Below are 8,773 nucleotides of genomic sequence, written 5' to 3' on the forward strand. Positions count from 1 at the left end.
GCCGTCGCCCTTCGAGGCTCGCCGAAGAGGCGAGCACCTCAGGGTGACGGTGATGGAGCTGTGCCCGCCGCAACAACCGACCTCACCTCCCCAAATGCCGCACAAAAATCCTGACAACATAGCCTTTGAACCGCGGCGCCTCATCGTAGAGATCTGACGCGATCCGCTCGATGGTTTCGCGCAGGGACAAGAACTGCGCTTGCCGGGCGGTGCTTTCAGTGCCCTGCATGCCCGCGAGCTCGTCCATTGCAGCGTCGCTGATCTGGCAGTCCACAACGTCACCATCGTTGAGCATGGTGAACCGGAAGGCCAGACGTTCGAGGTCGTGACCGATGATCCTGTCGCGCAAGAGCGGCATCAAATTGTCCCGTTCACCCCCAAACGGGACAATGCTGAAATTCGCGGGACTTGTCACCCTGCAGGTGGCTCATGGCCAGCGTTCGGGGGCCGCTTCAGTACGCGAGAGCCGTTCCAGTTGGCTTGTCCAACGCCGCTGCCAGTGACTTGTACTCTTCGCAATCCGTCCCGCAAATGGCCGCGATCCGGCTGAGATGAAACATCGCTTGCTCGCGATTGCCCTGCTCGAGCTGCCACAGGCCATAATACTGCCAGGTCAGCACGTGGTTCGGGTCGATCGCGAGTGCGTGCTGGTACCAGATCTGCGACTGCTTGTAGTCGCCGAGCTTACGGTAGGAATAACCGATCAGGTTGGCGACATTCGCACTGTCGTCGTGGCCCAGCGACTTCAACTGCGCGATCGCAGCAGGATAGTCGTTCCGCTCATAGATGGTGTCGTAGGCGGCGCGGTAGCCGGCAGCAAAAGCCGGATCATCGATGCTGGACTGGTTGTTGGCCTTCTTGCCCCTATGCGTGGCTTTGGTGCCCGTGCGCGCCGGATAGGTCGGAGCCGGCGTGGTCTGGCTGGAAGCGGGGTGCGCGAAGGGGTCCATGCCGCCTCCGGCACCACCACCGCCGCCACCACCACCTCCACCGCCTGCGGCCCAGACAGGTGCAGATCCGGCTGCGGCAACGAGCGCCGCAAGATATACGCCGCGAACGGCGAGCCTGATGATCGGACTGACCATTGTGGTCTCCTGATGTCTGCTAGATCACGCCCCGGACGAGATGATAACCCTGCTTCGGCAGGGATATTCCCGGGAACACGTATGCGAGCACGTCGGCAGCTCGGCGCGACAGGCGTGCTGTCATTGTTCGAGCCGGCACTCGCCGATTTACTGGAACGCGACTTCGGCAAAGCTGCGCAGCTTGCGCGAATGCAGCCGCTCCGATTCCTGCTGCTTGAGCCGCTCCAGCGCCTTCAGGCCGATCTGGAGATGCTGGCCGACACGGGCGCGGTAGAATTCGCTGGCCATGCCGGCGAGCTTGATCTCACCGTGCAGCGGCTTGTCGGAGACGCAGAGCAGCGTGCCGTAGGGCACGCGGAAGCGATAGCCATTGGCGGCGATCGCGGCCGATTCCATGTCGAGCGCGACGGCGCGTGATTGTGACAGGCGGCGAATAACCTCTCGGCCGGAGATCTCCCAATTACGGTTGTCGACGCTGGCGACCGTGCCGGTGCGCATCAATCGCTTGAGCTCGAAACCTTCCAGACCCGTGACGTCCTCGACCGCCTGCTCCAGCGCGACCTGCATCTCGGCCAGCGCCGGGATCGGCACCCATAGCGGCAGCTCGCGATCGAGCACATGGTCTTCGCGCACATAGCCGTGCGCGAGCACGTAGTCGCCGAGCCGCTGCGTGTTGCGGAGGCCCGCGCAGTGCCCGAGCATCATCCAGGCATGCGGCCGCAGCACCGCGACGTGATCGGTGACGTTGCGCGCATTGGACGGGCCGGTGCCGATATTGATCAGGGTGATGCCACGATAGCCCGGCGCAACGAGATGGAACGCCGGCATGTTCGGCGTGCGCGCCGGCGCCGTTCCGGTCGTATTGCCATCGCTGCGCGTCATGACGTTGCCGGGTGCAACGAATGCGTCGAGCTCAGCTTCGCCGGACTGAAGCCGCCGCTGGCAGAACTCGGCGAAGGCATCGACATAGAACTGGTAATTGGTGAAAATCACGAAGTTCTGGAAATACTCGGGGTCGGTGCCGGTGTAGTGGTAGAGCCGCCGCAACGAGTAGTCGACGCGCGCGGCGCGGAACAGCGAGAGCGGCTCGGGCGCGCCTGCCTGAAGCTGGAACGTCCCGTCGGCGATGGAATCATCCATCGTGGCGAGATCAGGCACGTCGAACGCGTCGCGCAGCGATCGCGTGACCGGCGAGTTCTCGCTGGTGGTGATGGCGGCTTCGATGTTGATGTCGCGGCGATAGGCGAAGTGAATCGGGATCGGCTCGGCGGATTCCCCGATCTCGACGGGCACGCCATGGTTCTGGATCAACAGGCCGATCTGTTCGGTGAGATAGGCCCGGAACAGATCCGGCCGCGTTATGCTGGTCTCATGCACGCCGGGGCCTGCGACAAACCCATAAGACAGACGAGAATCCAGCCGCGCATGGGTCGCGGTGGTGAGACGCACGAACGGATAATAGGCCCGGACCCGGGTCGTGATCGCCTCGCCCGAGACATAAGCCTCGAACCGCTCGCGCAGGAACTTCGTGTTGCGTTCGTAGATCTCTTCGAGGCGCGCGACGGCCGCGGATGCATCGGAGAAGGATCTGGTGGCGATGGATGGTGGGGATTGCATTGTTCGACCGCGCCGGGTTGTTGCGTGAGTCGAACTATAGCAAAGAAGAAGGTCTCGTAGGGTGGGCAAAGCGGAGCGTGCCCACGATCTTCATCGTCACTGAAGAAAGGTGGGCACGGCGCGTTGCGCCTTTGCCCACCCTACGAGATCGAGCTTGCGGCCCGCGTCACTTCTCTCGGAACGCCCGCATGAACTGGTCATGCAACGGCTTCAAGAGGTACGACAGCATGGTGCGGTCGCCGGTCTGCACGAACGCCTCCGCCGGCATGCCGGGGATCAGCTTGGAATCGCCGAGCTTGGCGACCTCCTCCGCCGACAGCGACACGCGGATGGTGTAGTAGCTCTGCCCCGTGCGCTGGTCGGTGGTGACGTCCGGCGAGACGCGGCTGACGACGCCGTTGAGCTCGGGCGTGGTGCGCTGATTGAAGGCGGAGAGGCGCAGCAGCGTCTTCTGGCCGATCTGCAGCTTGTCGATATCGACCGGGTTGACCTTGGCCTCGACCTGGAGGTCGTCGGCCTGCGGCACGATCAGCATCAGGGTGTCGCCGGCGGTGACGACGCCGCCGACGGTGTGCACCGTCGATTGCAGCACCATGCCGTCCTGCGGCGCGCGAATGTCGACGCGGCGGAGCTGGTCTTCGGCCGCGACCTTGCGCTCGATCATTTCGCCGATCTTGTCGTTGGTCTCACGCAGATCCTTCGAGACCTCGCTGACCATGTCCTTGTCGACCTGGATGATCTGGAGCTCAGTCTCGGTGATCTTGCCCTTGCCCTGCGCGCGCTGGGCGATGTACTGCGCGCGCTCGCCGTTGAGGCGGGCGCTATCGCGCTCGAGCGTGGTCAGGCGCGAGATCTGCACCAGATGCTTGTCATAGAGATCGCGCACGCCGGTGAGCTCCTGCTGCACCAGCGCGATCTCCTTGTCCTTGGCCTTCTCCTGCGCGACGAGCCCCTCGATTTCCTCGTTGAGCTGCTGGATACGCTCGCGCAGCTGCGCCTTCTGACCGGCACGGCCGTTGACGCGGACGTCGAACAGCTTGGTTTCGGCGGACAGCAGCGCCTTGACGTCGGGATCGTCGCCGCGATCAAGCAGCGATTGCGGGAATTCGATCTTGTCGAGACCGCGCTGCTCGGCCTGAAGCCGCGCCGCGCGCGCCTGTGCGGCGTCGAGATTCTTGGTAACGATGGCGAGGTTGGCCTTGGTGACAGTGTCGTCGAGCCGCACCACGATATCGCCGGCCTTGACCAAATCGCCGTCGCGGGCGCGCACCTCGCCGACCACGCCGCCGGTCGGATGCTGCACCTTCTTGACGTTGGATTCGACCACGATCTGGCCCGGCGCGATCAACGCGCCGGAAATCAGCACCGTCGACGACCAGCCGCCGAGGCCGACGGCCAGGAACAGCACGATCGAGAGCCCGAGAAGCAGGTGAAACCGAATCGACTGCTGCACGGTCCTTTTCGCGGCCGGTTTTGTCCCGCCAACGGTCATCGTGCTCATGCTTTGGCCACTCCGCCTTCACTGACGACCTTGATCGGCGTCGGCGGCGCGACGCGCGGCTGGAGCACCTGCGCGAGCACCTGCTCCTTCGGCCCGAAGGCCTGCATGCGGCCGTCGCGCAGCACCAGGATCTGGTCGACCGCCTCGACGCCGATCGGGCGGTGCGCCACCACGACGACGATCGCGCCACGCTCGCGGGCGCTGCGGATCGCGCGGGTCAGCGCCTCGTCACCTTCGGTGTCGAGATTGGAATTGGGCTCGTCCAGCACGATCAGGAACGGATTGCCGTAGAGCGCGCGCGCCAGCGCCACGCGCTGGGCCTGGCCGGCCGAGAGCGAAGTGCCCTGCTCGCCGACCTGCGTGTTGTAGCCCTCGCGCATCTTGATGATCATCTCGTGCACGCCGGCTTCCTTGGCTGCGGAGATGATGCCGTCGGAAGTCGCGTCCGGATCGAAACGGCTGATGTTCTGCGCGATGGTGCCGCCGAACAGTTCGACGTCCTGTGGCAAATAGCCGATGTAACGGCCGAGCACGTCACTCGACCATTGGTCGAGCGCCGCGCCATCGAGCCGAACCTTGCCACGGACCGGTTGCCAGACGCCGACCAGCGCGCGGATCAGCGAGGATTTGCCGGAGCCGCTCGGCCCGATCACGCCGAGGCCGTTGCCGGCTTCGAGCGCGAAGGTGACGTCCTGGACGATGAGACGCTGGTCGCCCGGCGCCACCATCGCGACGGCTTCGACCGCGAGGCGGCTGGTGGGCGCCTGCAACTGGGTCGGCATCGCCTGCGCCGGCATCTGCTCCAGCAGCCGGCTGAGGCGGTGCCAGCTCTGGCGGGCCGCGACGAAGGATTTCCAATGCGCGATGGCGAGATCGACCGGCGCCAGCGCGCGGGCCGAGAGGATCGAGCCGGCGATGATGATGCCGGCGGTCGCCTCCTGGTGGATGACAAGCGTGGCGCCGACTGCGAGCACGGCGGATTGCAGCATCATGCGCAGGACTTTGGCGATCGCGCCGAGGCCGCCGGAGACGTCGCTCGCACGCTGATTGCCGGCAAGGTATTTCTCGTTGGCCGCGCTCCAGCGCGCGTTGAGGCGTCCGGCCATGCCCATCGACACCAGCACCTCGGCGTTGCGGCGGCTGGACTGGGCAAGGTCGTTGCGCTGGGCGGCAAGGCCCATCGCCTCCTTGGCCGGCTGGCGGGACAGGAATTCGGTGACCAGCGTCAGGCTGACGAGAATGACGGCGCCGACCAAAGCGGTCAGGCCGATCCAGACGTGGAAGGCGAAGCAGATGCCGAGATAGAGCGGCAGCCAGGGCAGGTCGAAGAACGCGCTCGGGCCCATGCTGCCGAGGAAGGAGCGGACATTGTCGAGGTCGCGCAGCGGCTGCAGCCCTTCGTTGCGATTGCCGACCAGCAGCGGCAGCCGCACGATGGTGTCGAACACGCGCTGGTTCAGGGCTTCGTCGAGCGCGGTACCGACCCGTCCCAGAATGCGGCTGCGGATCATGTCGAGCACGCCCTGCGCCATATAGAGGCCGCCGGCGAGGACGATCAGGCCGACCAGGGTCGGGATGCTGCGGCTCGGCAGCACCCGGTCGTAGACCTCCAGCATGAAGATCGACCCGGTCAGATAGAGCAGGTTGATCATGCAGCTCATGAAGCCGACGCCGATGAATGCCGAGCGGCAGGCACGCAGCGCATCGCCGAGTTCTGAACGGCGGAGGCCGGGAACGGCTGCCATCAGTCTGGTCTCTTTCGGGTAAGGGGCCGAACCCCTGAATTCAAAGGCAAATCGAGGCGTACGGGCCGCGGATTAATATCGGGTTCTTCCCGCGTGCAATGCAATCAAATTCATCCGGACCTCGCCACATCTACCGCGGACAGCCCGATCCGCAAGTCCGGTATTTCACAGTCTTTGCGGCTTTTTCGAGTAAAGACAAGCGCCTCCCCCAAGGGCCACTGGGGGCCGTTGGGGAGAGGCGCAAGGTTCCAATCGGTCGAACCGCTAGAGCCGGCCGCCGCCGCGGATCAGCCGGACCACCAGCAGCAGGATGATGGCGCCGATGGCGGAATAGATGATCTCCGAGACCAGCCCGACGCCAATATGGATGCCGAGCCTCGGAAACAGGTAGGTTGCGACGAACGCGCCGGCGATGCCGATCACGATGTCGCCGATGATGCCGAACCCGGCGCCGCGCACGATCTTGCCAGCGAGCCAGCCGGCCACCAGGCCGACGAACAGGATGACGATGAGGCTTTGACCAGAAATATACATAAGATGAAGTCCCTCTCCGTGAACGGCGGCATGGAACCGCAGCCGGGATGAATGGGGTCTGAATGCTGTTCCCGCGGCCGAAAGGTCGAAAACAACCCCATGCACAGTAGCAGCGCGCCCGGACCTCGGCGCGCGGCGAATGATGACAAGCCGGTGTCACCACAGAGGAATTTTCCCCGCCCGCAGCCGCAGGGCGAGGACACCGTCATGACGGCAGTTTCGGCAACCTCTCGTGATAGTCGGTGACGCGCTGGAAGGCGGCGCCGATGGTCAGCAAGGTCGCTTCGTCGAAGGAGCGGCCGATCAGCTGCATGCCGACAGGCAAGCCGTTCTTGGTGAAGCCGGAGGGAACAGTGAGCGACGGCAGGCCCAAAAAGTTCACCGGACGGGTGAACATCGTCAGCCGCTGCAACAATGCCGGCGCGTTCGGTCCGCCGCCGACATCGCTCTCCGCGATCGTCGGGGCCGGAATCGGCGAAGCCGGCGCGATGATCGCGTCGACGCCTGCGGTGGCCGCATTGTGCGCGGCCAGTGCCGGACCACGCCAGCGCATCGCCTCGAGATAGGTGATGGCGGGGACGGCGAGGCCGTTCTGCAGCCGCATCAAGGTCTGCGGGCCATAGTCCTGAGGACGCTCGATCATCCAGCGCTTGTGGAAGGCGGCGGCTTCGGCGGCCAGCACGAGCTGGCTTGCCGCGGACAATTGCCGCTGGTCCGGCAGCTCGACCTTGACGATGTCGGCGCCCTCGCGCTTGAGCACCGCGATGGTCTCGTCGAGCACGCGCGCCACCTCGCTGTCGAGATCGTCGACATAGAAGGACGCGGGCACCCCTATTTTGAGGCCCTTCAGCGAGCCCTTGGTCGCGGCGACGTAGTCCGACAGCGGCTCATGGCTGGCGGTCGAATCCTGGGGGTCGGGGCCAGCCATCAGCGCCAGCAGCAGCGCGCAATCTTCCGCGGTCCGCGCGAGCGGGCCGACCGTGTCGAGCGATTGCGACAGCGGCATTGCGCCGGCCCGGCTGACGCGGCCGACCGTGGTCTTCAGCCCCGTGACGCCGCAGAAATGAGCGGGCATGCGGATCGAGCCGCCGGTATCGGAGCCGAGCGCCGCATAGGTCAGCCGTGCGGCGACCGACGAGCCGGAGCCCGAGGACGAGCCACCGGTGATATGCGCGACATTCCAGGGATTGCGCACCGGACCGTAATGGGCGTTGTGACCGGTCGGACCATAGGCGAATTCGGCGAGATGCAGCGTGCCGAGCCTGACCTGGCCGGCATCCTTCAAGCGCTGCAACGCGGTCGAGGTCACCATCGGCACGAAATCACGGCGGATCAGCGAACCGCAGGTCGAGACCTTGCCGGCATCGTAATACATGTCCTTGTGCGCGAGCGGCACGCCATGCAGCGGACCACGCAGCTCGCCTTTCGCAAGCTCGGCGTCGGCGGCCTCGGCCGCCTTCAGCGCGGCCTCCGACTCGATCGACATGAAGGCGTTGAGATGCGGCTGCCATTGCGCAATGCGGTGCAGCAGCGCGCGCGTCACCTCATGCGAGGAGACCTGCTTCATCGCGATCGCACGCGCGACCTCGGTGAGGCTCATCAATTCAGGCTCACGGCTCATTTCGACACCTTCTGCGTCTGCGCCAGCGGATAGAGCGCAGGTTCGAGGTCGAACGGCAGCGTGCCGGCGATGGCGGCAAAGCCCTCGAAGGCCGGCCCGATGGAATTGGAGATGCGTGTCGCGATCTCCTCGTCGACGGGAACGCCGGCGACTTGCGCGGTCGCCTGGATTTCTTTTGTCGTTGGTCTCGTCATGCGGTTTCCTCTCTGGGCGCAGGGCTATGGCCTGATCCCGGAATGGCCATATAGCAGGCAGCCCCGTGACCCATTCTATCCAGCGCGGTGAGTTTTGGCGTCGCATTTGCGCAGAGCGGCTCCGCAAACGCGGCAAACGTGGATTAGTTGATCAGCCACATTGGCCCCAAGCATTCCGCAGTCGTCCAGGCGAAAGCCAGGACCCATAGCCACCGAATTGAGTTTGGTGAAGATTGGCAACTCCGATCGCGCGAAACAACCCCTGCTGCGGCGTATGGGTCCTGGCTTTCGCCAGGACGACACCGGTATCTTAGCCTGAGCGGTGCGCGGCCCCCCTACTTCGTCAGCAGCGCATAGGCCCCGTTCCAGTCTTCCGGCGGCGGGTTGATCTTGAATTCCGTGATCCTTGCCTCGTACAGCTTAAACAGCTTCTCAAGCGTGTCGGCGTCCTCGCTGCGGCGGCCGCGCTCGATGGC

The 8,773-nt window shown here is 64.9% G+C and carries 8 protein-coding genes and 1 pseudogene; all 9 read right to left on the reverse strand.

Features of this window, described 5'->3' with window-relative positions; genetic code table 11:
• Positions 1–82: 82 nt before the first annotated feature.
• Positions 83–358, reverse strand: a complete 276-nt coding sequence (locus Q0687_RS11015) for a DUF1488 family protein (protein ID WP_298875945.1) — start codon at positions 356–358, stop codon at positions 83–85.
• A gap of 94 nt (positions 359–452) precedes the next feature.
• On the reverse strand, positions 453–1,085 hold the full coding sequence (locus Q0687_RS11020) for a tetratricopeptide repeat protein (protein ID WP_298875948.1): 633 nt from the start codon (positions 1,083–1,085) through the stop codon (positions 453–455).
• Positions 1,086–1,232: 147 nt separating this feature from the next.
• Positions 1,233–2,702, reverse strand: coding sequence for an AMP nucleosidase (locus Q0687_RS11025; protein ID WP_298875951.1), 1,470 nt, complete (start codon positions 2,700–2,702; stop codon positions 1,233–1,235).
• Between the two features lie 166 nt (positions 2,703–2,868).
• A complete protein-coding gene (locus tag Q0687_RS11030; protein WP_298875954.1) occupies positions 2,869–4,203 on the reverse strand; it encodes an HlyD family type I secretion periplasmic adaptor subunit in 1,335 nt (444 codons plus the stop codon).
• A complete protein-coding gene (locus Q0687_RS11035) occupies positions 4,200–5,948 on the reverse strand; it encodes a type I secretion system permease/ATPase (protein ID WP_298875957.1) in 1,749 nt (582 codons plus the stop codon). Before Q0687_RS11035 ends, Q0687_RS11030 begins: the two co-directional genes overlap by 4 nt.
• 264 nt (positions 5,949–6,212) lie before the next feature.
• Complete coding sequence (locus tag Q0687_RS11040; protein WP_298875960.1) at positions 6,213–6,482, reverse strand: GlsB/YeaQ/YmgE family stress response membrane protein; 270 nt, start codon at positions 6,480–6,482, stop codon at positions 6,213–6,215.
• 205 nt (positions 6,483–6,687) lie between these two features.
• Positions 6,688–8,103 carry an amidase gene (locus Q0687_RS11045; protein WP_298875962.1) on the reverse strand — a complete coding sequence of 472 codons (1,416 nt, stop codon included), beginning with the start codon at positions 8,101–8,103 and terminating at the stop codon, positions 6,688–6,690.
• Positions 8,100–8,297, reverse strand: coding sequence for a hypothetical protein (locus Q0687_RS11050; RefSeq protein WP_298875964.1), 198 nt, complete (start codon positions 8,295–8,297; stop codon positions 8,100–8,102). Before Q0687_RS11050 ends, Q0687_RS11045 begins: the two co-directional genes overlap by 4 nt.
• Positions 8,294–8,425, reverse strand: a pseudogene (locus Q0687_RS11055) (dipeptide/oligopeptide/nickel ABC transporter ATP-binding protein); the annotation flags it as partial. The gene Q0687_RS11050 and the pseudogene Q0687_RS11055, both read right to left, overlap by 4 nt.
• Positions 8,426–8,773 lie beyond the last annotated feature (348 nt).

It is taken from the genome of uncultured Bradyrhizobium sp. (assembly GCF_936928535.1).
Classification (GTDB): Bacteria; Pseudomonadota; Alphaproteobacteria; order Rhizobiales; family Xanthobacteraceae; genus Bradyrhizobium.